At 71.2% G+C, this 22,835-nt stretch carries 21 protein-coding genes and 1 pseudogene; 12 read left to right on the forward strand and 10 right to left on the reverse strand.

The features are described 5' to 3' along the window. Window positions 1-151: 151 nt before the first annotated feature. Window positions 152-1,120 (reverse strand): DMT family transporter, encoded by a 969-nt coding sequence (locus tag ACFVUT_RS19805; protein ID WP_389652794.1) that lies wholly within the window; start codon window positions 1,118-1,120, stop codon window positions 152-154. 150 nt (window positions 1,121-1,270) lie between these two features. On the opposite strand from ACFVUT_RS19805, the gene ACFVUT_RS19810 reads away from it, so the two are divergent. Further along, the gene (locus ACFVUT_RS19810; protein WP_389652797.1) at window positions 1,271-2,197 is read left to right on the forward strand and encodes a LysR family transcriptional regulator; all 927 of its coding nucleotides are present in this window, start codon (window positions 1,271-1,273) and stop codon (window positions 2,195-2,197) included. Continuing rightward, window positions 2,133-2,276, forward strand: a pseudogene (locus ACFVUT_RS19815) (RidA family protein); the annotation flags it as partial. The gene ACFVUT_RS19810 and the pseudogene ACFVUT_RS19815, both read left to right, overlap by 65 nt. Window positions 2,277-2,909: 633 nt before the next feature. On the opposite strand, the gene ACFVUT_RS19820 reads toward ACFVUT_RS19815, so the two are convergent. The 4 genes from ACFVUT_RS19820 to ACFVUT_RS19835 form a co-directional block, all read right to left on the reverse strand. Then, complete coding sequence (locus ACFVUT_RS19820) at window positions 2,910-3,746, reverse strand: helix-turn-helix domain-containing protein (protein WP_389652800.1); 837 nt, start codon at window positions 3,744-3,746, stop codon at window positions 2,910-2,912. Between the two features lie 9 nt (window positions 3,747-3,755). After that, on the reverse strand, window positions 3,756-4,490 hold the full coding sequence (locus tag ACFVUT_RS19825; protein ID WP_389652803.1) for a DUF6879 family protein: 735 nt from the start codon (window positions 4,488-4,490) through the stop codon (window positions 3,756-3,758). Between the two features lie 212 nt (window positions 4,491-4,702). Continuing rightward, window positions 4,703-5,533 (reverse strand): MarR family transcriptional regulator, encoded by an 831-nt coding sequence (locus ACFVUT_RS19830; protein WP_389671013.1) that lies wholly within the window; start codon window positions 5,531-5,533, stop codon window positions 4,703-4,705. Between the two features lie 610 nt (window positions 5,534-6,143). Then, window positions 6,144-9,020 (reverse strand): FAD-binding and (Fe-S)-binding domain-containing protein, encoded by a 2,877-nt coding sequence (locus ACFVUT_RS19835; RefSeq protein ID WP_389652807.1) that lies wholly within the window; start codon window positions 9,018-9,020, stop codon window positions 6,144-6,146. 449 nt (window positions 9,021-9,469) lie between these two features. Between ACFVUT_RS19835 and ACFVUT_RS19840 the strand changes: the two genes are divergently transcribed. From ACFVUT_RS19840 to ACFVUT_RS19875, 8 genes are all read left to right on the forward strand, one after another. Next, the gene (locus ACFVUT_RS19840; RefSeq protein WP_389652809.1) at window positions 9,470-10,999 is read left to right on the forward strand and encodes an ATP-binding protein; all 1,530 of its coding nucleotides are present in this window, start codon (window positions 9,470-9,472) and stop codon (window positions 10,997-10,999) included. Continuing rightward, a complete protein-coding gene (locus ACFVUT_RS19845; RefSeq protein ID WP_389652811.1) occupies window positions 10,996-11,433 on the forward strand; it encodes a roadblock/LC7 domain-containing protein in 438 nt (145 codons plus the stop codon). The genes ACFVUT_RS19840 and ACFVUT_RS19845 overlap by 4 nt, the downstream gene beginning before the upstream one ends. Then, window positions 11,430-11,792: a DUF742 domain-containing protein gene (locus ACFVUT_RS19850; protein WP_389652813.1), complete on the forward strand. Its 363-nt coding sequence runs from the start codon at window positions 11,430-11,432 to the stop codon at window positions 11,790-11,792. Before ACFVUT_RS19845 ends, ACFVUT_RS19850 begins: the two co-directional genes overlap by 4 nt. Then, on the forward strand, window positions 11,773-12,423 hold the full coding sequence (locus tag ACFVUT_RS19855; protein WP_389652815.1) for an ATP/GTP-binding protein: 651 nt from the start codon (window positions 11,773-11,775) through the stop codon (window positions 12,421-12,423). The genes ACFVUT_RS19850 and ACFVUT_RS19855 overlap by 20 nt, the downstream gene beginning before the upstream one ends. Beyond that, window positions 12,420-13,706, forward strand: coding sequence for a cytochrome P450 (locus ACFVUT_RS19860; protein ID WP_389652816.1), 1,287 nt, complete (start codon window positions 12,420-12,422; stop codon window positions 13,704-13,706). Before ACFVUT_RS19855 ends, ACFVUT_RS19860 begins: the two co-directional genes overlap by 4 nt. After that, on the forward strand, window positions 13,703-14,911 hold the full coding sequence (locus ACFVUT_RS19865; RefSeq protein ID WP_389652819.1) for a cytochrome P450: 1,209 nt from the start codon (window positions 13,703-13,705) through the stop codon (window positions 14,909-14,911). Before ACFVUT_RS19860 ends, ACFVUT_RS19865 begins: the two co-directional genes overlap by 4 nt. Before the next feature lie 94 nt (window positions 14,912-15,005). Next, the gene (gene serC, locus ACFVUT_RS19870; protein ID WP_389652822.1) at window positions 15,006-16,124 is read left to right on the forward strand and encodes a phosphoserine transaminase; all 1,119 of its coding nucleotides are present in this window, start codon (window positions 15,006-15,008) and stop codon (window positions 16,122-16,124) included. Window positions 16,125-16,268: 144 nt separating this feature from the next. Continuing rightward, window positions 16,269-16,880, forward strand: a complete 612-nt coding sequence (locus ACFVUT_RS19875) for a Uma2 family endonuclease (RefSeq protein ID WP_389652824.1) — start codon at window positions 16,269-16,271, stop codon at window positions 16,878-16,880. A gap of 14 nt (window positions 16,881-16,894) precedes the next feature. Here the strand turns inward: ACFVUT_RS19875 and ACFVUT_RS19880 are convergent, their stop codons facing one another. Together ACFVUT_RS19880 and ACFVUT_RS19885 are read right to left on the reverse strand one after the other, a co-directional pair. Then, window positions 16,895-17,422, reverse strand: a complete 528-nt coding sequence (locus tag ACFVUT_RS19880) for a GNAT family N-acetyltransferase (protein ID WP_389652827.1) — start codon at window positions 17,420-17,422, stop codon at window positions 16,895-16,897. 45 nt (window positions 17,423-17,467) lie between these two features. Further along, complete coding sequence (locus ACFVUT_RS19885; protein WP_389652830.1) at window positions 17,468-18,469, reverse strand: WD40 repeat domain-containing protein; 1,002 nt, start codon at window positions 18,467-18,469, stop codon at window positions 17,468-17,470. A gap of 58 nt (window positions 18,470-18,527) precedes the next feature. Between ACFVUT_RS19885 and ACFVUT_RS19890 the strand changes: the two genes are divergently transcribed. Continuing rightward, window positions 18,528-19,214 carry a GDSL-type esterase/lipase family protein gene (locus ACFVUT_RS19890; RefSeq protein ID WP_389652833.1) on the forward strand — a complete coding sequence of 229 codons (687 nt, stop codon included), beginning with the start codon at window positions 18,528-18,530 and terminating at the stop codon, window positions 19,212-19,214. A 42-nt stretch (window positions 19,215-19,256) separates the two neighbouring features. On the opposite strand, the gene ACFVUT_RS19895 is transcribed toward ACFVUT_RS19890, so the two are convergent. Next, the gene (locus tag ACFVUT_RS19895; protein ID WP_389652835.1) at window positions 19,257-19,883 is read right to left on the reverse strand and encodes a helix-turn-helix domain-containing protein; all 627 of its coding nucleotides are present in this window, start codon (window positions 19,881-19,883) and stop codon (window positions 19,257-19,259) included. Between the two features lie 48 nt (window positions 19,884-19,931). Beyond that, on the reverse strand, window positions 19,932-20,570 hold the full coding sequence (locus ACFVUT_RS19900; RefSeq protein WP_389652838.1) for a TetR/AcrR family transcriptional regulator: 639 nt from the start codon (window positions 20,568-20,570) through the stop codon (window positions 19,932-19,934). A 505-nt stretch (window positions 20,571-21,075) separates the two neighbouring features. Between ACFVUT_RS19900 and ACFVUT_RS19905 the strand changes: the two genes are divergently transcribed. Beyond that, window positions 21,076-21,834 (forward strand): class I SAM-dependent methyltransferase, encoded by a 759-nt coding sequence (locus ACFVUT_RS19905; RefSeq protein ID WP_389652841.1) that lies wholly within the window; start codon window positions 21,076-21,078, stop codon window positions 21,832-21,834. 57 nt (window positions 21,835-21,891) lie between these two features. Here ACFVUT_RS19905 and ACFVUT_RS19910 read toward each other — a convergent pair whose 3' ends face one another. Next, complete coding sequence (locus ACFVUT_RS19910; RefSeq protein WP_389652844.1) at window positions 21,892-22,539, reverse strand: hypothetical protein; 648 nt, start codon at window positions 22,537-22,539, stop codon at window positions 21,892-21,894. Between the last annotated feature and the right edge of the window lie 296 nt (window positions 22,540-22,835).

The raw sequence follows: 22,835 nt of genomic DNA on the forward strand, positions 1-22,835 counted from the left end.
CCAGGAGCATGGCAGCGGGCCGATAAACAAGCAAGCATGCTTGCATGATTTTGGTGACCCGGCTTCCACGCGCCGTCCGGGATCCGGTTTTCCGGGAACCGGTTTTCCGGGAACCTGCGGGGAATCGAAGGTGTTGCTTCCCCGCAAGCCCTCAGGCGTTCGCTCTCGCGCCCACCTGGCTGCGCACCGCGCCCATGCTCGCCCCGATGACCAGGGCGATGGCCAGGGCGTCCGTCGCGGAGAGGGCCTGGTCGAGGATGAGGAAGCCGGCCGTGGCCGCGATCGCCGGTTCCAGGCTCATGAGGATCGCGAAGGTGGGTGCGGGCAGGCGGCGCAGCGCCATGAGTTCGAGGGTGTACGGGAGGACCGAGCTCAGCAGCGCCACCGCCGCGCCCAGCCCCAGCGTGGACGGGACCAGCAGTTTCGAGCCGGACTCCAGGATGCCGAGGGGCAGGGAGAGGAGTGCGGCGACCGCCATGGCCAGGGCCAGGCCGTCCGCCTGGGGGAAGCGGCGGCCGGTGCGGGCGCTGAAGACGATGTACGCGGCCCACATGGCGCCCGCGCCCAGCGCGAACGCGGCGCCCACCGGATCGAGGCGGTCGAAGCCGCCCCCGCCCAGCAGCACGATCCCGCCCAGCGCGAGGCCCGCCCACACCACGTTGACCAGTCGGCGTGAGGCGATCACCGACAGAGCCAGCGGGCCGAGCACCTCCAGGGTGACGGCGGCGCCCAGCGGGATGCGGTCGGCGGCCTGGTAGAACAGCGTGTTCATGGCACCCATGGCCACTCCGAACGCGAGGACCGTGCCCCAGTCGGCCCGCGAGTGACCGCGCAGTTTCGGACGGCAGACGACCAGCAGGACGAGCGCGGCGGCGGCCAGGCGCAGGCTGACGACGCCGAGCGCACCGGCCCGCGGCATCAGCAGGACAGCGACCGCGGAGCCGAACTGGACGGAGAGGCCGCCCGCGACCACCAGCGCGACCGGGGCGAGCGCCGCCCTGCGGCTCCCGGGACGCACGGAATCCGCCGCGCCGCCCACGGCGGTCGCCGCCTCCGGTACGGCGACGGCCGCGGCCCGCTCCGCAGTCACCGCCCCTGCTGCCCTGCGCTGATCGTCCACCTGCGGCCTTCCTCCCGAATCCGATAGTTCACTTCAATGCACTGTGCGATCGAAGATACTGCACTGCGCGCCGCTCGCCCCCTTTCTCACGGTAGGTATCTCCGCGTTCCCCGTGAAATGCCTAGTGGGCTCCCGTTATGCTTCCCACGCATGAGCCCTGGACGCAGCGGTGACGGCGACACGGAGAGTCCTGCGGGCCGTGGTTCCGGCCGCGGCATCGAGGTCCGTCATCTGCGCGTCTTCCTCGCGATCGCCGACGAGGGCAACGTCACCCGCGCCGCCGCCCGCCTGGGTCTCACCCAGCCCGCGGTCTCCCGGACCCTCGCCGCACTGGAGCAGCACCTCGGCATCCGGCTCGTCGACCGGTCCACCCACCATCTCGCCCTCACCCCGGAGGGCGTCGCCTTCCGGGACAGGGCCTCCGCCGCGGTCGCCGCGTTCGACACGGCACTCGACCCCGGCGGGCTGCGCCACTGGCCGCTGCGGCTCGGGCACGCCTGGTCCGCGTTCGGCCCGTACACCACGCCGCTGCTGCGCCGCTGGGAGGAGCGGTATCCGCAGACCCCGCTCGAACTGCTGCGGATCGACGACCGCACCGCCGGGCTCACCCGTGGCGAGGTGGATGCCGCACTGCTGCGGGGCACCGTCGAGGCGCCGGGGCTCGTCACCGAGGTGCTGTTCGACGAGGACCGGGTGGCGGCGGTGGCCGCGGACGGCCCGCTCGCCGCCCGCGCCACGCTCCGTCTCGCCGATCTGGCGGGCGGCACCGTCGTCCTCAACACCGTCTCGGGCACCACCACCCTCGACCTGTGGCCGCCGGACGCCAGGCCCGTCGCGACCCTCACCGTCGCCAACACCGACGACTGGCTGACCGCCATCGCGGCGGGGCGCGGCGCCGGGGTCTCCGCCGCGTCCACGGTGGGCATGCACCCGCACGCCGGAGTGGCCTTCCGCCCGCTCGTCGACGCCCCGACCGTCCCGGTCCTGCTCGCCCGGCGCGACGCCCCCGGCCATCCCGCGCTGCCGAAGCTGGCCGCGCTCGCCCGCGAGATCGTGGCCCGGGGCACCACCGGCTGAGAAACGGACCTCGCCGGGATATCACCACATCACCGTCGAGGAGGCAGGCCGGACGGCGTGCCTGGCGGGACAGTGTCCGCGGGAAGTCGCCCGGCTTTCCTCGGACAGCTGGTTGTCGGCAGCAGTCGCGCATCACCGGCGGTCCTCCCGCCACACACGGTTGAGGCGGATCGCGACCGAACACGGCACGCACCGGCAGGCAGCGCAGGTGCAGGTGTGGCCGAGGAGCGCTCGGTACGCCTCGTCGCTGCGCGAGCGGACGAGTTTCGTCAGGGCGATCACGTCGGCATGTCCTTCCGGCAAGAACGGGGGAACCAGTGAACGGTGGATCCGCATGCGTCGATCGCCCGGGGGCCAAGGTCGACGGCGGTTCCGGCGGACAACGCGATGCCACAGAACACACAGCACACGCCGCGCTGCTGGGCATCCGACAGCGACGCGACCGGGGGAAGCTCCCGAGGAACACCCGCGGCGGTCAACGGAACACCTCTGCCAGGGCCCCCAAGCCGCAACCGGTGCGGACGGGCGCGAGTCCGCCGACCGCCCACTTGCGGTGAATCAGTACCGGGTTCGGGGCGCAGGACGCCGGCCATTCCGAGTCCGGATCACATGTCCGTAAGGCCATGAACAGCAGGTTAGGAGTTCGGGAGAATCAGGCCAGGCCGCGATTCGCGAATATTCTCTGCCTGTCCGGCGTGATGCGCGATGATGCTCACGAGAGGTTCAATTGGGCCCGCGCCCGTGCGATCAGCCGATGCGCACCGGTCCCGTACACAGCTGATGCTGCGAGGCTGTCCCACACTCGTCGGTACACACCGGTGCTCTCGGGATCATCGATCCAGAGTTCGGCGTGCCAGTCCTCGACGATGGCCAGCCGGTCGTCATACAGCCAGAACCCCGGCCCCGGTGGGATGGCCACCTGTGCGCCGAGCGGGACGAGGCCGAGCCGGACGGTGTCCAATCCGATCGCACCGACGAGCCGGTCGAGCTGAGCGGAGAGCACATCGGGAGGGCACACTCCGGCGTGAAGAGCGGCCTCCCACATGACGATGTCGAACGTTCGGCCCGACCGATAGAGCAGGTCCTGGCGGCGCATACGGGCCCGTACCGCCGCCTCGATGTCACGGGGCGACTGGTGGAGCGCGGCGAACCCGGCGAAGACGTGCCGGGCGTAGTCCGGGGTCTGAAGCAGGCCGACGACCATGGCCCCCTGCCACGCCCGCAGGTGGGCCGACCGCTCGTACTCGATGGTGAGCGCGTCCTGCACCGGTCGGTGACCGGCACTCAACTGGCGGCGCCACGAACGGGTGCGGGTCTCCAGCCCCCGGACGTGGGCATGGAGCTCTTCAGCGGCCTCGGGGCGCCCCATGCCCGTGGCCCACGCCGTGAGGTCGTCCGGGGTGGCCGTCTGCCGGCCGGTCTCCAGCTTGGAAACCTTGGCCTGTGGCCACCCCAGCTCGGCCGCCAGGGCTCGTTGCGTCGTCGTACCACGCAGCTCGCGGAGCCGACGGCCGAGCGCCTCACGGGCGTGCTGGAAGTCAGTGCTCACACGGCGAAACTACCTCTGCGCCTGGTCGTAGGGCACGGCGTGGTGCGCGGCAGCCTCGCGAACCTGCGCGTATCGCAGGACATCCACGGGGTTCGTGATCAGCTCGACCCCGGTCATCTCGTCGGCGTCGTTGTGGTGGAGAAGGGCCACAACTCGGCTGTCGAAAATCCAGAAGTCCTCTTGCGGCAGATGGAGTTCGTCGGCCCTGCTGCGGGCCAGCACGAGGATGTTCTCGCCCACCGCGGTGTTGCGGCGGGCGTTGTCGAGGAGGTAGCGCTGCCCGGGGGTGGGAGGCTCGTCGAGAATACGGACGCGCTCGAACCGTTTGCCGAGCGCGGACTGATCGCGCCGTCCGGTGCACCACGGGTCGTCGAGGTCCCAGTCGACGCGCCCCTCGGCGAGGAACTGTCGATACGTGTCGGTCTCCTCGTCCGAGGCATAGCGGCGGCGCGTCTCCAGCCTCCAGGCCGAGTGCTTCAGCTTGGCGAACATGCCTGCGAACACGTCGAAGGTGATGAACTGAGGCACGTGCACGGGCTCCTTGGGGCCGAAGTTCGCGAGCAGTTCGCGCGGGACGGTGACAGCGCCCTCTTCGGAGGTCAGGTTGTCGAGCTGGTCGAGTTCGGCTGCGTCAGTAACGCGGTCGCCCTGGACGACGTATCGATCGGTGCCAGGGATCTCGTACAGGGTCGGGCATCCGTCGTTGCCCGAGTTGGTGCCGACCTTGCGCAGTTTTCGAGCCATGGTGTCCTCCCGCGACTGGTGATCCGTTGCGCACCGTAGCCGTGTGGGTCGGCGACACAACAGGGCGCCGAACTCCCTCTGCCGGTCGCGCGAAGAGCGCCCCTTCGCATGAAATTGACAGTTTTCGGCACCTTCGGCGCGTTCGTCCGCTTGGTAGTGCCGCGCTGCCTGCCGCGTGCCTCCTGGCGTTGCGCCGGTTGGCGTTGTGCCCGTCAGGCCGGGTCGGTGTCGCGGCAGGGCCTGCACAGCCCGTCGCGGAAGACTTCGGGCCTTCCGGGTACGCCGCAGTCGGTGCACTCGACCATCAGGCGGCGTACGGGAGCTCCCGGCGCCGCCGGGGCTGCGGCGGGCAGGCGGGGCGGGAGCTTGTCGCGGAGACGGCGGCGGACGAAACCGAAGGGCGTGTCGATGGACGCGGGGAGTCCGGCGGTGAGGGCGCGCGTCAGGTGGTCGGCGTCCACGCCGCGGGCGAACCACTCGGCCGCCGCCTGTTCCAGCGCCGCACATTCCGCCCCCGAAAGGGCCACGCGGGAGTCGATACGGCCGAGGTGGGCCAGGGCCAGGAAAGCGGCGGACGGCCGGTCCGCAGTCGCCTGCGGCACCGGCACCGTCGTGAGGGGCGACTGCGCGCGTCCGGGTGCGGCGACCTCGGACGAGACGTCCGCCTCGGGAGCGGCGGGTTCGGCGGGGTCAGCGGGTTCGGCGGGAATCCACGGCGGGGGCGCGGTGGTCGTCGCGGCCTCTGCGACACCCTGCGGGGCGGAACTGCGCTCCTCGGCGGTCAGGAAGGCGTTCCACCACTCGTTGTCGCGGGCGGTGCGGGACCAGAAGGTGCGGGTGACCCAGCGGACCTGGTCGCCCTCGCCGCTCAGGCACCGGACATGCCGCAGATGACCGGCCACGCCCAGGGCCCGCAGAGCACTGCCGACGGCCATCTGCCCGTACAGCGGCTGGCTCCTGGCCAGCGATTTGATGTCCATCGCCGCGCCGTCGGGCAGCGCGTCGACGTAACCGGCGATGTGCCGCTCGCGTTCGGGCAGCAACGCGAAGTCACTCTCGCCACAAGGGCGTTGTTTCGGAACGGATCGCTTTCCGTAGCCGTGCTTGGCCTTCGGATGGGCGCGCGAGGATGCGGGTGCGCGCAGGGCAGGGCTAAGGTTTGAGACAGCCACGGGATCGCTTCTTTCGATCTTGGGGTCAGACCCCGGCCGGTGCTGAGAACACCGCGTCGGGGTCGTTACGTTGGGCACGGTAAGCAGCCGCGACTCCGCGCCGCAAGTTGGTCACGATTAGTCATACTTGCTGGCCGTGACAGGTCGGGGAGGGTGGGGAGGTTTCCCCAACCCCCTTCTCTTACCCACCGGTTGTACGACACCGCTCGAATCCCGGCATCCGGATCCCGGCCCCCGAAGCCCGAAGCTCACGACCCCGCCCCGGCCCCCACCGCGCACCCCGAAAGAGTGAACAAGCCTTCCCTGAAGCCCGAAGCTCGAAGGCCGAAGCTCAAAGCTCGAAAGCCGAAGCTCGAAAGCCGAAGCTCGAAGACCGAAGCCGGGCTCCCGGAGCTCGGACTCCGGCTGTCCGCCCGGGAGTGCGTCACCACCCGGCCGGACGTCACGGTTCACGTTCGGACGGGTGCCACCGGTCGGGCCGTCAGCCCCTCCCCCCGTCCCTCCCCTCGTCCCTCCCCGGCTCCTCGCCCGGCTTCTCCCCCAGGCCCTCCGCCAGCACCTCCGCCAGGTGCCTGGCCCGCACACCGCCCAGCTGTGCCAGTTGCGTCCGGCAGGAGAAGCCGTCCGCGAGGAACTCGGTGCCGGGATCGGCGGACCGTACGGACGGCAGCAGGGTCTCCTCCGCGCAGGCCGCCGACACCGCCCAATGGCCCCGTTCGAAGCCGAAGTTCCCGGCCAGTCCGCAACAGCCGCCGCTCAACTCGCCGGTCAGACCGGCCCGTTCGCGCAGGCGGCGGTCGGCCGCGTCACCCAGGACGGCGTGCTGGTGGCAGTGGGTCTGTCCGGCGACGGGGCGGTCCAGGCGGGGTGGCCGCCAGGCGGGGGCGAACTCCTCCAGGTACTGCGCCAGCGTCCGGACCGACCCCGCGAGTTCGGCCGCGCGCGGGTCGTCGGGGAGGAGTTCGGGCAGGTCGGTGCGGAGCGTGGCGGCGCAGCTCGGTTCGAGGACGACGAGCGGGTCGCCCAGGCGGGCGCCCATCCGGTCCAGGGTCCGCCGCATGACCTTGCGGGCCTTGCCGAGCTGGCCCGTGGACACGTAGGTGAGGCCGCAGCACACGCCCCGTCCGGGGTACACGGCGGTGCGGCCCACCGCCTCCAGGACCCGGACCGCCGCCTTGCCGACCTCCGGCGAGAGGTACGTCGTGAAGGTGTCCGGCCAGACGGTCACCGTCCGCGCCCGCCACCGGTCGCTCGACAGGATGTGCGTCCTGCCGTCCCGGCCCTTGCGGATCCACCGGGTGAACGTCTCCCGCGGCAGAACCGGGAGCGTCCGTTCCGGGGCGATCCCCGCCAGCCGTTTCACCAGGGACGCCAGCGGTCCCACCCGGGCCAGGGCGTTGAGGACGGGTGCGAACGGGGCCGCCGCGCGCAGCCAGGCCGGCAGCCGTCCCATCGTGTAGTGGGCGGCCGGGCGCAGCCGCCCCCGGTAGTGGTGGGACAGGAACTCCGCCTTGTACGTGGCCATGTCGACGCCCACCGGGCAGTCGCTGCGGCAGCCCTTGCAGGACAGGCAGAGATCGAGCGCGTCGCGTACCTCCGTCGACCGCCAGCCGTCCGTGATCACCTCACCCGCGAGCATCTCGTGCAGCAGCCGGGCCCGGCCGCGGGTGGAGTGGGCCTCCTCACCGGTCGCCCGGAACGACGGGCACATCACGCCCGCGCCCGCCGGTTCCGCCGTACGGCATCGGGCGACGCCCACGCATCTGCGGACCGCGGCCGAGAAGTCGCCGCCGTCGTGCGGGTATCCGAAGGTGACGTCGACCGGGCGCTTCGGCAGGACCTCGAAGCGCAGGTTCTCGTCGAGCCGGGCGGGGTCGGTGAGGATGCCGGGGTTCATGCCGCCGCTGGGATCCCAGATGTTCTTGAACCGGGCGAAGAGCGCGACCAGTTCGTCCCCGTACATGCGCGGGAGAAGTTCGGCGCGGGCCTGGCCGTCGCCGTGTTCACCGCTCAGTGAGCCGCCGTGCGCGACGACCAGATCGGCCAGTTCCTCGGAGAACCGGCGGAAGCGGGCCACGCCGTCGGCGCCGAGCAGGTCGAAGTCGATCCGGACGTGGATGCAGCCGTCGCCGAAGTGCCCGTACGGGGTGCCGCGCAGACCGTGGGCGGCGAGCAGGGCGCGGAAGTCGCGCAGGTACGGGCCGAGGCGGGCAGGCGGTACGGCGCAGTCCTCCCAGCCGGGCCACGCCTCCGTGCCGTCCGGCATCCGGGTGGCGGTGCCGGCGGCGTCCTCGCGGATGCGCCACAGGGCCCGCTGCCGGGCCGGGTCGGTGACGACCGCGCCGTCCAGCGCGTCCGCCGCCCGCAGGATGCGCTCGGCGTGCGCCCGTGCCTCGGCCGGGTCGGCGCCGCCCGTCTCGACGAAGAGCCAGGCGCCGCCGCGCGGCAGCCCGGCCGGCTCCCGTACGAGATCGGCGGCCATGCCCTCCAGGGTCAGCGGGCGGTACGGGAGCAGGCCGGGGGCGGCTTCGGCGGCCTCCGACTCGTCGGCGTAGGCCAGTACGGCGAGCGCGCGGGCCGCCGGTGCCTCGACCAGGCGCACGGTCGCCTCCGTCACCACCCCGAGCGTCCCCTCGCTGCCGCAGAAGGCGCGGGCGAGGTCGGTGCCGCGCTCGGGCAGGAGCGCGTCCAGGGCATACCCGGAGATACGGCGCGGGAGTTCGGGGAATCCGGTGCGCAGAAGGGCCAGGTTCGTACCGATGAGTCCGGCGAGCCCGGGAAGTCCCGCGGGCAGGGGGGCCTCCCGGTCCAGACGCAGTGTGTCGCCGCCGTAGCGCGCCACGGTCAGGGCGTGCACCTGGTCGGCGGTGGTGCCCCAGGCGACCGAATGCGCGCCGCAGGAGTTGTTGCCGATCATGCCGCCCAGCGTGCAGCGGCTGTGCGTGGAGGGGTCGGGTCCGAAGGTGAGGCCGTGCGCGCGAGCGGCCGTGCGCAGGTCGTCCAGGATCACCCCCGGCTGGACGACGGCGGTGCGGGAGTCGGGATCCAGCGCGACGATCCTCCGCAGGTGGCGGGTGAGGTCGAGGACGACACCGGTACCGGTGGCCTGGCCCGCGATGGAGGTGCCGCCGCCGCGCGGGACCACGGGCACCTCGTGCGCACGGCAGACGGCGAGTGCGGCGGCCACGTCGTCGGCGTCGCGCGGGGTGACGACGCCGAGCGGTACGCGGCGGTAGTTGGAGGCGTCCATCGTCGTCAACGCCCGTGCGGTGGGTCCGAAATCGACCTCTCCGCGGACCGTGGCGCCCAGCGCCCGGGCGAGTGCGGTGCGTTCTGCGGGACTCCGATGTGCGGCCATGGGCCCAGGATGCCGCCGATCCGGTCGCACGGCGCCGCCACGCCCGCGCGAGTCCCCGAATACGTCGACAAGAGTTCCCCGAAAGTCAATACGTCGGAATACGCCGAGCGCGTAGCCATCCGAGCGACAGAGAACGCCATATGCACTTCCCAAAATGAGCGTCAATTCTCATATAGTGACCACGACTTGCCTGGGAATTTGCAGCTCCAGTTGTCGCGTTTCTCCCCCGTCGTATCGAACTGTCCCGTCAGACCTGTCGGCCCGCCCGCCGTGCGCGAGGCGCCGGTCCGAGCACCCCACCCGTCCCACCCGCCACATCTCGTCCGCCCGTATCGTCGGCCCGTCCCACCTGTCCCACCCGTCCCACCCGTCGCGTCCGTCGTGTCCGTCGCGTCCGTCGCGTCCGTCGCGTCCCGTCCGTATGTCCCGTCCGCCCCCAAGGACTCCACTTGAGCCCCTCATCCCGGCCGACCGCACTGGCCCTGCTGATCTCACTGGCCGTCACCGGTTCCCTGTGCCTGTGGGCGGTCGTCGCTGCCCCCGACTCGGTACGGACCACGGCGGCCTGGGGGGCGGGCGCCGCCGCCGTGCTGCTGTCCGTCGCCGTGGCCACCGCCGTCCACGCCCGCGCCACCACGAACCGGCTGCGTGCCCGTCTCGCGGCGGAGAGCCAGCGCTTCACCGGTGAGATCAGCCGGCTCGTCTCCGGCTCCGCGGCCGAAGGCCAGCGGTTCACCGCCGAGACCGCCCGGATCAGGGCCGCGGCCGAGGCCGAGACCGCCCGGCTCACCGCGCAGGCCGCCGCCGACTCCGCACGGCTCACCGCCGAGGTCGAACGGCTCGCAGCCCGCGCGGCCCGCAGCGACACCGAGCGCTCCGCCGCGGTCGCCGCCTGCGCCAACGCCGCGGGACGGATGCAGGCCCTGACCACCAGCATGCTCGCCGACCTGCGCCAGATGGAGCACCGGCACTCCGCCGAGGACGTGCTCGGAGACCTGCTCCACCTGGACCACCGCACCGCCCAGGCGGGCCGGCTCGCCGACTCCATCGCGGTACTGACCGGAGCCCGCTCCGGACGGCGCTGGGCGAAGCCGATCGTGATGGAGTCGATCCTGCGCGGCGCGATGGGCCGGATCAGCGGCTATCAGCGGGTGCGTCTCCACTCGACCAGTGAGGTCGCGGTCGCCGGCCACGCCGCCGAGGGCGTCATGCACACACTCGCCGAACTCCTCGACAACGCGGCCAACTTCTCGCCGCCCACGGCGGAGGTCCACGTCTACGTCGAGGAGGTGCCGGCCGGCATCGTCCTGACCGTCGAGGACAGCGGTCTGGTCATGAGCGATGTGCAGCTGCGCCGCGCCGAGCGCGCGGTGTCGGCCACCGACGAGGGACTGACGGGGCTCTCCGGCACCCGGATCGGCCTCGCCGTCGTCGGCCGGCTGGCCCGGAAGCACGGCCTGACCGTCTCGTTCCGCCCCTCCGCGCGCGGCGGCACCGGCGCCCTGATGATGCTCCCGCAGGAACTGCTCACCCGGGTCACCGTCCCGGAGCCGCCGTCCGCGGCCGTGCCCGAGCCGGAACCCGCGCACGAATCGGCTGCCGCACCGGCCACGACGGACGCGCAGCGCCCGCAGAACCGGCAGGGCCCGGAGGCCGGTACCACCCCCGTGGACTCGCCGGACTTCCCGGACTCCACGAACTCCCCGGACTCGACGGACTCCCCGGACTCGACGGACTCCACGGACGCCCCCGCGTCCGAGACCACCGGCAACCTCCCCCTGTTCGGCGAGAGCGGGCTCCCCAAGCGCCCCCGCGGCCGGACCCTCGCCGCCGCCGAGGCCCGCGCCCACGCGGGCGGCACCACCCCGACTGCCCGGCCCCGTACCGCCGACCCCAAGGAACAGGCAGCCCGCTTCAGCAGCTTCCGCCGAGCTGTTCGGGCCAACTCCCCGCACCCGGAAGAAGGCAACACCCGATGACCGCGACCACCGACGAGAAGCTCAACTGGCTGCTGGAGGGGCTCCTGAAGCGCACCCCCGGCACCCGTCACGCCCTCGTCCTGTCCAGGGACGGCCTCAAGCTGTGCCGTACCCCCGAGCTCTCCGTCGATCAGGCCGACCAGTTGGCCGCGATCTCCGCCGGTATCCAGAGCCTGTCGCACGGCGCGTCCGTCGAGTTCGGTGACGGCACCGGCGGCGTACGGTCCGCGATGGCCGAGTTCTACGGCGGCGTGCTGTTCATCGTCGAGGCGGGCGCCGGCGCCCATCTCGCGGTCGTCGCCGACGAGGACGCCGACGTCGGCCTCGTCGGCCACAACATGAGCGAACTCGTCGAGCAGCTGGGCGAGCACCTGAGCGCCCCGCCGCGCTCCCCCTCGGAATCCGCGGTCGTCGACGCGACCGCGAACGTATGACCCGCCCCCGCCCTGGCCGGGACGACGACCCGGACCGGCTGTACACCCTCACCGGTGGCCGCAGCCGGTCCGGTTCGGACGCGTTCGACCTGGTGACACTGATCGTCTCCGAGTGCGAGCCGGCCCCCGGCATGCAGTCGGAACACGTCACGATCCTGCGGATGTGCACGCGGCCCATCGCGGTCGTGGAGATCGCGGCGGCCCTCAAGCTGCCCGTCGGCATCGTCCGGATCATGCTGTCCGACCTGCTGGACACCGGCCGGATCAGCGCACGTCACCCGCGGACCGCCCGCGTCGCGGACCGGCTCCCCGACCCCGACATCCTGGAACAGGTGCTCGTTGGACTCCGCAACCTCTGACCGTGCCGCCCTGCAGGCGACGGCCGACAACGGACTGAAGATCGTCGTCGTCGGCGGCTTCGGGGTCGGCAAGACCACCATGGTCCGCTCCGTCAGCGAGATCCGTCCGCTGAACACGGAAGAGACCATGACCCGCGCGGGCGAGGCCGTCGACCACCTCGACGGTGTGCATGCGAAGACATCCACCACGGTCGCCTTCGACTTCGGCCGGATCTCGCTCGACGAACGCTCGGTGCTGTACCTCTTCGGCGCGCCCGGCCAGGAACGGTTCTGGTTCCTGTGGGACCGGCTGTTCTCGGGGACGCTCGGTGCCGTCGTCCTCGTCGACACCCGCAGGCTCGCCGACTCCTGGTACGCGATCGACCGCCTGGAGCACCACGGCACGCCGTTCATCGTGGCGTGCAACGACTTCGGCGGACCGCTCCACACCGAACAGCAGATACGGGAGGCGCTCGACCTCTCGGAGCACGTACCCCTGGTGGAGTGCGACGCCCGGGACCGTTCGTCCAGCAAGTACGTACTGATCACGCTGGTCGAATACCTCCAGGCCCTGTCGCAGGGCAAGGCCTCCGCCCCGTCCGCCGCCCCTCCGGAGACCACGCCGGAGAAGACCCCGGAGCCCACCTCGTGACCCAGCCCCCGGCACCGCCCGCCGGCTGCCCCGCGTCCCAGGGCCGCGCGCCGCTCTCCGGCCCCCGGTTCCAGACCGAACCGACCCGGCTGTACCGGGAGATGCGCCGCGACCACGGAGCCGTGGCACCCGTCGTCCTCGACGGCGACATCCCCGCCTGGCTCGTGCTCGGCTACCGCGAACTGCACCAGGTCACCGGCGACCCGGTGCTCTTCAGCCGCGACTCCGACCTGTGGAACCAGTGGGACCGCATCTCCGACGACTGGCCGCTGCTGCCGATGATCGGCCGCAAGCAGCCGTCGATCCTCTACACGGTCGGCCCGCGGCACACCGAGCGGGCCAGGATGATCAGCAACGCGCTGGAGGCCGTCGACCCGTTCGCGCTCAAGCGGTACGCGGAGGACTTCGCCGACGGACTCGTCGACCGGTTCTGCTCCACGGGCGCGACCGAGATCATCGCCGAGTACGCGATGCTGCTCCCCGCCCTCGTCCTGGCGAAGATCTACGGCTTCAGCGACACCGTCGGCGCGGAGCTCGTCGGCTCGATCAACGACATGATCGACGGCCGGGAGCGGGCCCTCGCCGGGCAGCGGCACCTCGCCACGTCCATGGTCCAGCTGCTGGTCGACAAGCACGCCCGGCCCGGCGACGACGTCGCCACCCGGATGCTCGCCGACACGGGCGGTTTCACCGACGAGGAGGTCGCCCAGGACCTGATGGTCATGATGGCCGCGGGCCACCAGCCGACGGCCGACTGGATCGGCAACTCGCTGCGGCTGATGCTCACCGACGACCGGTTCGCCGCCTCCCTCTCGGGCGGCCGGCACAGCGTCGCCGAGGCCATGAACGAGGTCCTCTGGGAGGACACTCCGACACAGAACGTCGCCGGGCGCTGGGCCTCGCGCGACACCCATCTCGGCGGGCGCCACATCCAGGCGGGCGACCTGCTGCTGCTGGGCATCGCCGCCGCCAACGCGGACCCGCAGGTACGCACCGACGGTTCCGCGCTGACCGGCGGCAACAACGCGTTCCTCTCCTTCGGCCACGGCGAGCACCGCTGCCCGTTCCCGGCCCAGGAGACCGCCGAGGTCATCGCCCGTACCGGCATCGAGGTGCTGCTGGACCGGCTGCCGGACATCGACCTCGCGGTCCCCGCCGAGCGGCTCACCCGGCGCCCGTCCCCGTGGCTGCGGGGTCTGACGGACCTGCCGGTCGTCTTCACCCCCGCCCCCACTGTCAGAGCCGTGCCCGCCGTCGAACACGCCACCGGAGGCCAGAGATGACCCGGATCGCCCTTGACCCCTTCGTCGCCGACCTCGACGGCGAGAGCGCCCGGCTGCGTGCGGCGGGCCCGCTCGCCGAGGTGGAGCTGCCGGGCGGGGTGCACTGCTACGCGGTCACCCACCACGCCGAGGCGCGGCAACTGCTCACCGACAGCCGGATCGTGAAGGACATCAACGTCTGGGGCGCCTGGCAGCGCGGTGAGATACCGATGGACTGGCCGCTCATCGGCCTCGCCAACCCGGGCCGCTCCATGCTCACGGTCGACGGCGCGGACCACCGCCGGCTGCGCACCCTGGTCGCACAGGCGCTGACGGTCAAGCGGGTGGAGCGGCTGCGGGCCGGCATCGAGGCCCTGACCACGGCGAGCCTGGACCGGCTGGCCGCGCTGCCCAAGGGCGAGAAGGTCGATCTGAAGGCGGAGTTCGCGTACCCGCTGCCCATGAACGTGATCAGCGAGCTGATGGGCGTGGACGGCGCCGATCACCCCCGGCTCAAGGAACTCTTCGAGAAGTTCTTCTCGACGCAGACGCCGCCGGAGGAGGTCCCGCAGATGATGGCGGACCTCGGCACGCTCTTCACGAAGATCGTCGACTCGAAGCGGGAGAACCCGGGCGACGACCTCACCAGCGCCCTGATCGCGGCCTCCGAGGAGGGCGACCACCTCAGCGACGAGGAGATCGTCAACACCCTCCAGCTGATCATCGCCGCCGGTCACGAGACCACGATCAGCCTGATCGTGAACGCGGTCGCCGCCCTCCAGACCCACCCCGAACAGCGGAAGCAGGTGCTGAGCGGTCAGGTGCCGTGGGAGAACGTGATCGAGGAGACCCTGCGCTGGAACACCCCCACGTCCCATGTCCTGATCCGGTTCGCCACGGAGGACGTCGAGGTGGGGGACAAGGTCCTGCCGAAGGGCGAGGCGCTGATCGTCTCGTTCGGCGCGCTGGGCCGCGACGAGGCGCAGCACGGCCCGACGGCCGGTGACTTCGACATCACCCGCTCCCCCAACCGCCACATCGCGTTCGGCCACGGCCCGCACGTCTGCCCCGGTGCGGCACTCTCCCGCCTGGAGGCCGGAGTGGCACTGCCCGCCCTGTACGAACGGTTCCCGGATCTGGATCTCGCCGTCCCGGCCTCCGAGCTGCGGAACAAGCCGATCGTCACCCAGAACGACCTGTACGACCTGCCGGTGGAACTGGGCTGACCCACTGCCGGCAGGCGGCCCACGGGCCGGAGCGGGTGTCTCATCCGACGGACACGGTCCTCGGCCGTGTCCGTGAGGTACTACGCTCCGCTTCGTGGCCGATATCCAGATTCCCGCTGACATCAAGCCCGCCGACGGACGCTTCGGCGCCGGTCCTTCCAAGGTGCGGACGGAGGCGCTCGACGCGCTGGCCGCCACCGGGGCGTCTCTTCTCGGTACGTCCCACCGCCAGGCCCCGGTCAAGAACCTGGTCGGCGCGGTGCGTCAGGGCGTGCGCGACCTCTTCTCCCTCCCCGAGGGCTACGAGGTGATCCTGGGCAACGGCGGCTCCACCGCCTTCTGGGACATCGCGACGCACGGACTCATCGAGACGAAGTCCCAGCACCTCAACTTCGGCGAGTTCTCGTCGAAGTTCGCGAAGGCGGCCAAGCTCGCCCCGTGGCTGGCCGACCCGACCGTGATCGCCTCCGACCCGGGCACCCACCCGGACCCGCGGGCCGAGGCGGGCGTCGACGTCTACGCCTTCACGCACAACGAGACGTCGACCGGTGTCGCCGCACCGATCAAGCGCGTCGACGGCGCCGACGAGGGCTCCCTCGTCCTGGTGGACGCCACCTCCGGTGCGGGCGGCCTGCCGGTCGACATCACCGAGTCGGACGTCTACTACTTCGCCCCGCAGAAGTCCTTCGCCTCCGACGGCGGCCTCTGGATCGGTGTGTTCTCCCCGGCAGCCCTGGAGCGCGCCGCGCGCATCCACGCCTCGGGCCGGCACATCCCCGAGTTCTTCAGCCTGCCCACGGCGATCGACAACTCGCTCAAGAACCAGACGTACAACACCCCGGCCCTGGCCACGCTCTTCCTCCTGAACGAGCAGCTGAACTGGCTGAACAGCCAGGGCGGCCTGGACTTCTCGGTCGGCCGCACGGCCACGTCGGCGCGGAACCTGTACGGCTGGGCCGAGGAGTCCAAGTACGCGACCCCGTTCGTCACCGACCCGGCGAAGCGCTCGCAGGTCATCGGCACGATCGACTTCGCCGACGAGATCGACGCCTCGGCCGTCGCCAAGGCGCTGCGCGCCAACGGCATCGTCGACACCGAGCCGTACCGCAAGCTGGGCCGCAACCAGCTGCGCGTCGCGATGTTCCCGGCGATCGACCCGTCGGACATCCAGGCGCTGACCGCGTGCATCGACTACGTGATCGAGAAGCTGTAACGCATCCGCATACGCGCAGGAGAAGGGCCCCGTACGCGGGGCCCTTCGTCGTTCACCCGTCCGGGTGGCGGAACGGCTTCCGGTGATTCCGTCCCGTCCGTTCTACGAAGATGGCCTCGACATCACCCCTCCAGGAGGCCCGCAATGTCTGCGGCAGAAGTCGAGCACCCCTGTGACGGTGAGCCGAGGACGCTGCTCGATACCGCCGGAATGATCATGGAGCAGCACCCGGGATACCGCGTCGAGATCATCGGAGGCGTCGTCACGGTGGCCCCGCTCCCGAACGGCCGACACGCCCATGCGCTGACCACGCTCATGATTCCCTTTCTCGCCGCCGGTCTCGACGACGGGGGGACCGAGGTCCTTCAAGGCATCGGTCTGTGGCTCCCCAGCGGCCCCGAGGACTACGCCATCCCCGATCTGGCCGTCGTCGACGCCGATCTCGACGAGCATCACGTCGAGAACAACTGCTACGACCCCGCCGTCTTCCGCCTCGTCCTGGAAGTCACCTCCAGCAACTACAACAACGACCTGCGCAACAAGGTCGCCGCCTACGCCGAGGCCAAGATCCCGGTGTACGTGATCGTCGACCGCAAGCACGGCCGGGTGCATGTCCTGACCGAGCCCATGGGCGGTGGTTACGACAGCCACCAGGTGTACGCCCCCGGGCAGTCGGCCACGCTGCCCGATTCGATCGGCGCCCCGGTGACACTCGACGTGGCCGAACTCATCCGGGCAGGTCGCGCCACGTCCTGATCACCCGGTGTGTGTCAGTCCGTGCCGCCGCCCCGCCTCCAGCGCCGTTCACCGTCGCACCACTCCTGTGTGGGGACCAGCCCCGCCGCGGCGGCCACGGCCGCGGAGGCGGCATGGTCCGGATGGATGTGGGCGACGACGGTACGCACCACCTCTGTTTCCAGCAGCCGGGCCACCAGCCCTGCCGCGGCCTCCTTCGCGTACCCCCGCCCCTGCCGGCGCGTCCCGATCACCCAGGCGATCTCCGCCTCCGCGTCCCGCGCCTGGACCGTCGCCTGTACGTATCCGGCCAGGCGGTCCTCTTCGCGTACCCGCAGCACCCAGTTCCACCAGGCCACCCCGGGGTCCGGCGAACCGGCGCTCCAGCGTTCGTAGCGGGCCGTCAGCTCGTCGACCGTCTCCGGGGCGCCTCCGGTGTAGGTGTGCAGGGCGGGGTCGTCCAGCACCGCGGCCATCTCGTCCGCGTGCGCGATCCGCAGCGGCAGGGCGTCGAGCCGGGCGGTGGCGAAGGGCTCGGGCTCGGGAATCGTTCGGTTCTCCATGGGTGCCCGACCCTACACACGCCGGGGTCGACGGTGCGCCGGAGTTCAGCCCGCCTTCCGCCGCCGCCCCATGAACACCAGGAAGCCGATCCCGGCGAGCACCAGGACGCCGGTCAGGGTCGTGCCCTTCGTGTTCCCGTCGCCCCCGCCTCCCGCTTCGGCGGACGCCGACGGCGAGCCGCTGTCCCGGGACGGCGACGCCTTCCCGTCGCCCCCGCCGTCGGGCCGGTCCACCTCCACCCGCACCACATCGCTCCGCTTCCCTTCCGAGCCGAACATCAGCGCCGAGCCGTCCGCCGTGTACGTCACCGACTCGGCCTGCCGCTGGAGCGGTGCCCGGACCGCGTGGTCGGCGCCGAGCCTGCCGTTCTCGAAGGCGTACGCACGGGCGCTGAAGTAGGAGCGCAGCACCAGCTCCTTGCCGTCCGGCGAGAACGCCCCGTCCGTCACCCACGGCACCTCGTCCACGCGCCGGAAGACGTTGGTGGAGCCGGTGGTGAGCTTCGCGGGGCCCTCGTACAGTCCGCCGCCGTCCTCGTTCTTCGACGCGATGTAGACGCGCCCGGTCGTGGGGTGGACCATCAGTGCCTCGGCGTTGCGCGGCCCGTCCGCGTACTTCACGTCGAACTGGGTCGCCCGGACCGTCGCGTCCCTCAGCTCCTTCGGCTCCGGGAAGCGGTAGATCCACACGTGGTCCCAGGTGCCGTTCAGGTTGTCACCGATGTCTCCGACGTACAGGTTGCCGTCGGGTCCGAGCGAGATGGCCTCCACATCGCGTGGCCGCCCCACCCCCCGCATGGTGATCGTCGCGACGGTGCGCCCGGTGCGGGAGTCGACGGCGTAGACGTACGGCCCGTCGTCGCTGTCGTTGTGCGTCCAGTAGATGCCGGGGTGGGCGCGGCTGGCGGCGAGGCCGCTGGACTCGATGATCCTGGGGTCCTCGATCGTGAAGCTCCGGTCGGCGCCGTCTCCGGACGCCACAGCAGGGGCCGCCCCGGCGAGGAGGAGCAGCGCGGCGGTTCCGGACGCAGTCAGGTACGAACGCATGACCCAAGTGTCCATCGTCACGTCGCAGGTCGGAGGAGTGATCCGCGATGATGACGCCATGCGTTTCACGTTTGTCGGCGATTCCATGACGATCGGTCGCGCCGGCGACATCACCTGGCGCTACCGGATGTGGCAGCACCTCGCCTCGGCTTCCGGTGCCCCGTTCGCGATCGTCGGCCCGCGCAGCGAGCTGTACGACACCGAGGCGAACGCCCCCGTCTCGTGCGCGTACGGCGCACCGGACTTCCCCGCCGAGGCCCGCGCCCATCTGGCCGGCTGGGGCGAGGGCTGGCTGCACATGGCCCCCGTGATCGCGGACACGGTCACCGCGCACCGCACGGACATCCTGCTCGTCTCGCTCGGCCTGATAGACCTCGGGTTCTACACGGACAGTCGACAGACCGCCCTGAACGCTCGGGCGTTCATCGCGGCGGCCCGCGCCGCGAACCCGCGCGTCAAGATGGTGCTGCTGCCCGTGATACCGAACGTGCGGGCCGAGTCGGACGCCCCGTTCGCGGCCGAGTGCGACCGTTTCAACGACCTCCTGGCGAAGGCCGTGGCCGACCTCGACGGCCCGGCGTCCCCGATCCTGCTGGCCTCCCGCCCACCGGGGTACGACATCCACCGGGACACGTACGACGGCACGCACCCCGGTCCGACCGGTGAGCACAAGCTGGCGGCCGCGTTCGCCGACGCGATGCACCAGGCGTGGGGCCTGTACGGCCGGTACGCGGCCCGCCCGTAGCCGCGTCCGTGGCCGCCCGGTCGGAGGTCACCCGGCAGGCTCTCACCGGTTCGCGGGTTTGGCCCTCACGTGCATCCGCTCGCCCTGCTGCCCGAACAGGCTGAGGAACTCGACCGGATCGGGCCCCGCGCTGGCCCACGCATGCGGCGTACGCGTGTCGAACTCGGCGACCTCGCCGGCCGTGAGCACCAGATCGTGCTCGCCCAGCACCAGCCTCAGCCGCCCCGCCAGTACGTACACCCACTCGTACCCCTCATGCACCCGCTGTTCCAGCGGCCCCGTCGCTCCCCGGCCGCCGGGCAGGATCTGCTTGTAGGCGTGCAGCCCGCCGAAGTGCCGGGTGAGCGGGACGAACGTCATGCCGTCCCGGGTGAAGGGGCGGAAGTGGATGCGCGGATCCCCGGTGGCGGGGGCACCGACGAGTTCGTCCAGTTGCACGCCGTAGGCCCTGGCCAGGGGCAGCAGCAGTTCGAGCGTGGGTTTGCGGCCGCCCGACTCCAGGCGGGAGAGGGTGCTGAGGGAGATCCCGGTCGTCTCGCTGAGCTGCGCCAGGGTCGTACCGCGTTCCTGGCGCAGAGCGCGCAGCCGCGGGCCGACCCCCGTCAGGACGGTCGCGATCTCGTCGTCCGCGGGGGCCTCGCGCCCCGGCCGGTCGCCGTCTTCTTCCATCTCCCCATTATTCGCCCTACCGGGTTGCCGTTCCGGCAACGGGGCGTGTCAGGACGGCAGGATCATGGCGAGCGAGAGCCGGGTCAGCTCATCGGTCAGCCACTCGGCGTCGACCTGCCGTGGCCGGCGTCCGTGGTGGGCCATGAGTTCGTCCACCGCGTGGTTCAGCACCGTGACGGTCACGATGTGGTCGCTCGGCTCCGCCTCGCCGCGTCGCACGGCACGCTCGGCTTCGGAGGACAGGAAGTCGATCCACATCGCCTGCCAGGTCGCGAGGTGGTTGTCCACCTCCCGGCTCACGCCCAGCACCTCGACGAACGCCACCCGCGCCGTGCACGGGTCCTCGGTGACCGCCTTCACATAGGCGTCGAAGAGCAGCCGGACCCGCCGCGCGGTCGGACAGTCCTCCATGCCCTCGGCCATCAGGGCGTTCTCGGCGGCGCGCAGCCCGTGCGTCGCCACCTCGTCGTAGATCGCCATCAGGAGCACCTCCCGCGAGACGAACTCCTGCTGGAAGACGTGGACGGGAACCTTCGCCTTCTCGCACAGATCCTCGACACTCGTGTGCGCGTATCCGTACGCGGCGAACAACTGACGTCCGGCTTCCAGGAGTCGGTCCCGCGCTCCCGGTCCCTCCAGAGTCTGTCCGACCGCTCTGTTCCGCTGGTTCGCCACGACACCCACCATCGGTCCTCCTTCGTCGTCCGTACCGCTGCCCCCACTCTCCACTCTCCGCCGCGTCGGTGGGGTGTCCGCCACGCGTTCGGGCACGCGTAGGGCGGCAGCTCGATCAAGTCCGATTGCGCATCGAACCGTTGCTGCTACGGTCTGAATTTCGACTTCGCTCCCGCGCCCGCGCCGAAGGCCGCGGGACGGTCCGGCGGACGACACATACGAGGCGTTCGCCGTTTCGGACCTCCCGAGCCCCCCACGCACCTCGATCCGGAACACGCACACTCCGAGCGGCCGTCCCTGAACCGAGAAACACCCCTCGGCGAACCCGCAGAACCCCTCTTCACGCCACGTCACGGGGGTGCGCGCAGCCGAACGACCCGCGGGCGATGGGGGGTTGCCGCCCCACTCACGCGGGGCCATCGGGAGCCCGCCGATGGCGTTCACCGGTTCGGCCCGGCCGGGTTTCCGCTGCCGAACAGCTCTACTGTTCGCCTCCTGGAGAGGAGATCGAATCCGCATGGACCGGAACATACGCACGGTGGACGACGTACTGAGCCTCCTGGACGGGCTGTTCACCCGGGAGGCCGACCGGTGGACCGCGGACGGGGCGTCGTGGTGGGACGGTTTCTACGCGGACCGGACCCGGCCGGTCCCGTTCTTCGTGGCGAAACCCGACGAGAATCTCGTCTCGTACGCGGACCGCGGCCTGATCGCCCCGGGCCGCGCCCTGGACCTCGGCTGCGGCCCGGGGCGCAACGCCCTTCACCTCGCCTCCCTGGGCTTCGAGGTCGACGCGGTGGATCTGTCCCGGGCGGCCATCACCTGGGCCGAGGACCGCGCCCGCGCGGCAGGGGCCGACGTCCGGTTCCACTGCGGTGACGCGTTCGCCCTCGCGACGAACGGGCTGACCGGCCCGTACGACCTGATCTACGACTCCGGCTGCTTCCACCACCTGCCGCCGCACCGCCGTGTCAGCTACCTCGGTCTCCTCGACGCACTCCTTGCCCCCGGTGGCCATCTCGCCCTCACCTGCTTCGCAGCCGGTGAGGCGGGCATGGGTTCCGAACTCTCCGATGCCGATTTCTACGACCGGGCCGGACTGCGGGGCGGGCTCGCCTACACGCCGGAGTCGTTGCGCTGGATCTTCTCCGACCTGACGGAGGTCGAACTCCGCCGCATGCACGACGAGCCGCCGGACTCCGCGTACTTCGGCGAGTCCTTTCTCTGGACGGCCCTGTTCCGCGTCGGTGGTGGGGGCGTGCCGCGTCGGTGGTGAGGTGCCCGTGGGCGCGGCGTGATGAGGTGCCCGTGGGCGCGGCGTGATGGAGAGGCGTCAGGACTTGGTGGTGCAGATCGCGTTGTACGGCCTGCCCGGGCTCGGGAACAACTCCAGGGGGTTGTCCGTTCCTGCCGGGCATTCCTCGACCGTCTTCGTCAGGTCGAGCACCTTGTTCACCCCGCTGCCTCCGCTGCCGCAGGGGACTTCCTTGGCGTTGTCGTCCACGCAGTCGCCCTTCACCAACTGGCCGCCGCCCGCGCCCGCGTCACCGGGGTGGTCGCCGGAGAGGTTGCGGCCGCAGATGGTCTTGGTGGGGATGCCGGAACTGGCCTTGCCTCCGTAGGAGACCTTCACCGAGATGATCGTGTCCGTCCCGGCCGGACACTGGATGGAGTCGGAGAATATGGCGCCGCTCTTGATTTCGAGAGCCTTGATCGTCGCCTTGTCGTCGTCGCAGTCCAGTGCCTGGTAGCCGTCCTTCGACTCGCTCTGGTCGGGCCCGGCGCAGTCGCCGACCTTCCACTCCCTGACCTTGTCACTCCCGCTGCTGGACGACGGACCGCAGGCAGTGGCGGCACCCAGGACGAGCGCGACGGCGAGTACCGCCTTCGCACCGTCCAGCAGAGCCGTACGGGAACCGCGGGGCGTCAAGGAAACGATGCCGCTGCCGCTCCGGGTACGCGTGCTGCCATGGACGCTCATGTTGCTCCTTGCGTGGGGGACGTGGGCCGTGGCCCGTGGTGTGGCGCGCGTGAGGACGACAGGACCGAACTCCGCGGTTCCCGGGACGAACCCGCGCCGCTTCAGTGCCGGGTGAAACACTCGTCACACCACAGGGCACCTTGGTACCCTCGTCAGCTCAATGTGGCATGGGCCCATGCACGGGACGGGGGAGACGCCGGCATGAAGTTCGACATGGGGGCGCAGGTTCTTACGAGTCTGTCGTCGAAGTCGCGTGGTTCGAGTGATGATCTGGGGACGTTGATTCGTCAGTTGGT

Source organism: Streptomyces sp. NPDC058051 (assembly GCF_042885475.1).
Classification (GTDB): domain Bacteria; phylum Actinomycetota; class Actinomycetes; order Streptomycetales; family Streptomycetaceae; genus Streptomyces.

Bases quoted from the DNA above. Each gene is read 5' to 3' on its own strand.
- ACFVUT_RS19910 (WP_389652844.1), bottom strand. From the start codon at position 22,539: ATGAGCGTCCATGGCAGCACGCGTACCCGGAGCGGCAGCGGCATCGTT.
- ACFVUT_RS19895 (WP_389652835.1), bottom strand. From the start codon at position 19,883: ATGGAAGAAGACGGCGACCGGCCGGGGCGCGAGGCCCCCGCGGACGAC.
- ACFVUT_RS19905 (WP_389652841.1), top strand. From the start codon at position 21,076: ATGGACCGGAACATACGCACGGTGGACGACGTACTGAGCCTCCTGGAC.
- ACFVUT_RS19835 (WP_389652807.1), bottom strand. From the start codon at position 9,020: ATGGCCGCACATCGGAGTCCCGCAGAACGCACCGCACTCGCCCGGGCG.
- ACFVUT_RS19885 (WP_389652830.1), bottom strand. From the start codon at position 18,469: ATGCGTTCGTACCTGACTGCGTCCGGAACCGCCGCGCTGCTCCTCCTC.
- ACFVUT_RS19850 (WP_389652813.1), top strand. From the start codon at position 11,430: ATGACCCGCCCCCGCCCTGGCCGGGACGACGACCCGGACCGGCTGTAC.
- ACFVUT_RS19900 (WP_389652838.1), bottom strand. From the start codon at position 20,570: ATGGTGGGTGTCGTGGCGAACCAGCGGAACAGAGCGGTCGGACAGACT.
- ACFVUT_RS19875 (WP_389652824.1), top strand. From the start codon at position 16,269: ATGTCTGCGGCAGAAGTCGAGCACCCCTGTGACGGTGAGCCGAGGACG.
- ACFVUT_RS19845 (WP_389652811.1), top strand. From the start codon at position 10,996: ATGACCGCGACCACCGACGAGAAGCTCAACTGGCTGCTGGAGGGGCTC.
- ACFVUT_RS19825 (WP_389652803.1), bottom strand. From the start codon at position 4,490: ATGGCTCGAAAACTGCGCAAGGTCGGCACCAACTCGGGCAACGACGGA.
- ACFVUT_RS19810 (WP_389652797.1), top strand. From the start codon at position 1,271: ATGAGCCCTGGACGCAGCGGTGACGGCGACACGGAGAGTCCTGCGGGC.
- ACFVUT_RS19890 (WP_389652833.1), top strand. From the start codon at position 18,528: ATGCGTTTCACGTTTGTCGGCGATTCCATGACGATCGGTCGCGCCGGC.
- ACFVUT_RS19865 (WP_389652819.1), top strand. From the start codon at position 13,703: ATGACCCGGATCGCCCTTGACCCCTTCGTCGCCGACCTCGACGGCGAG.
- ACFVUT_RS19880 (WP_389652827.1), bottom strand. From the start codon at position 17,422: ATGGAGAACCGAACGATTCCCGAGCCCGAGCCCTTCGCCACCGCCCGG.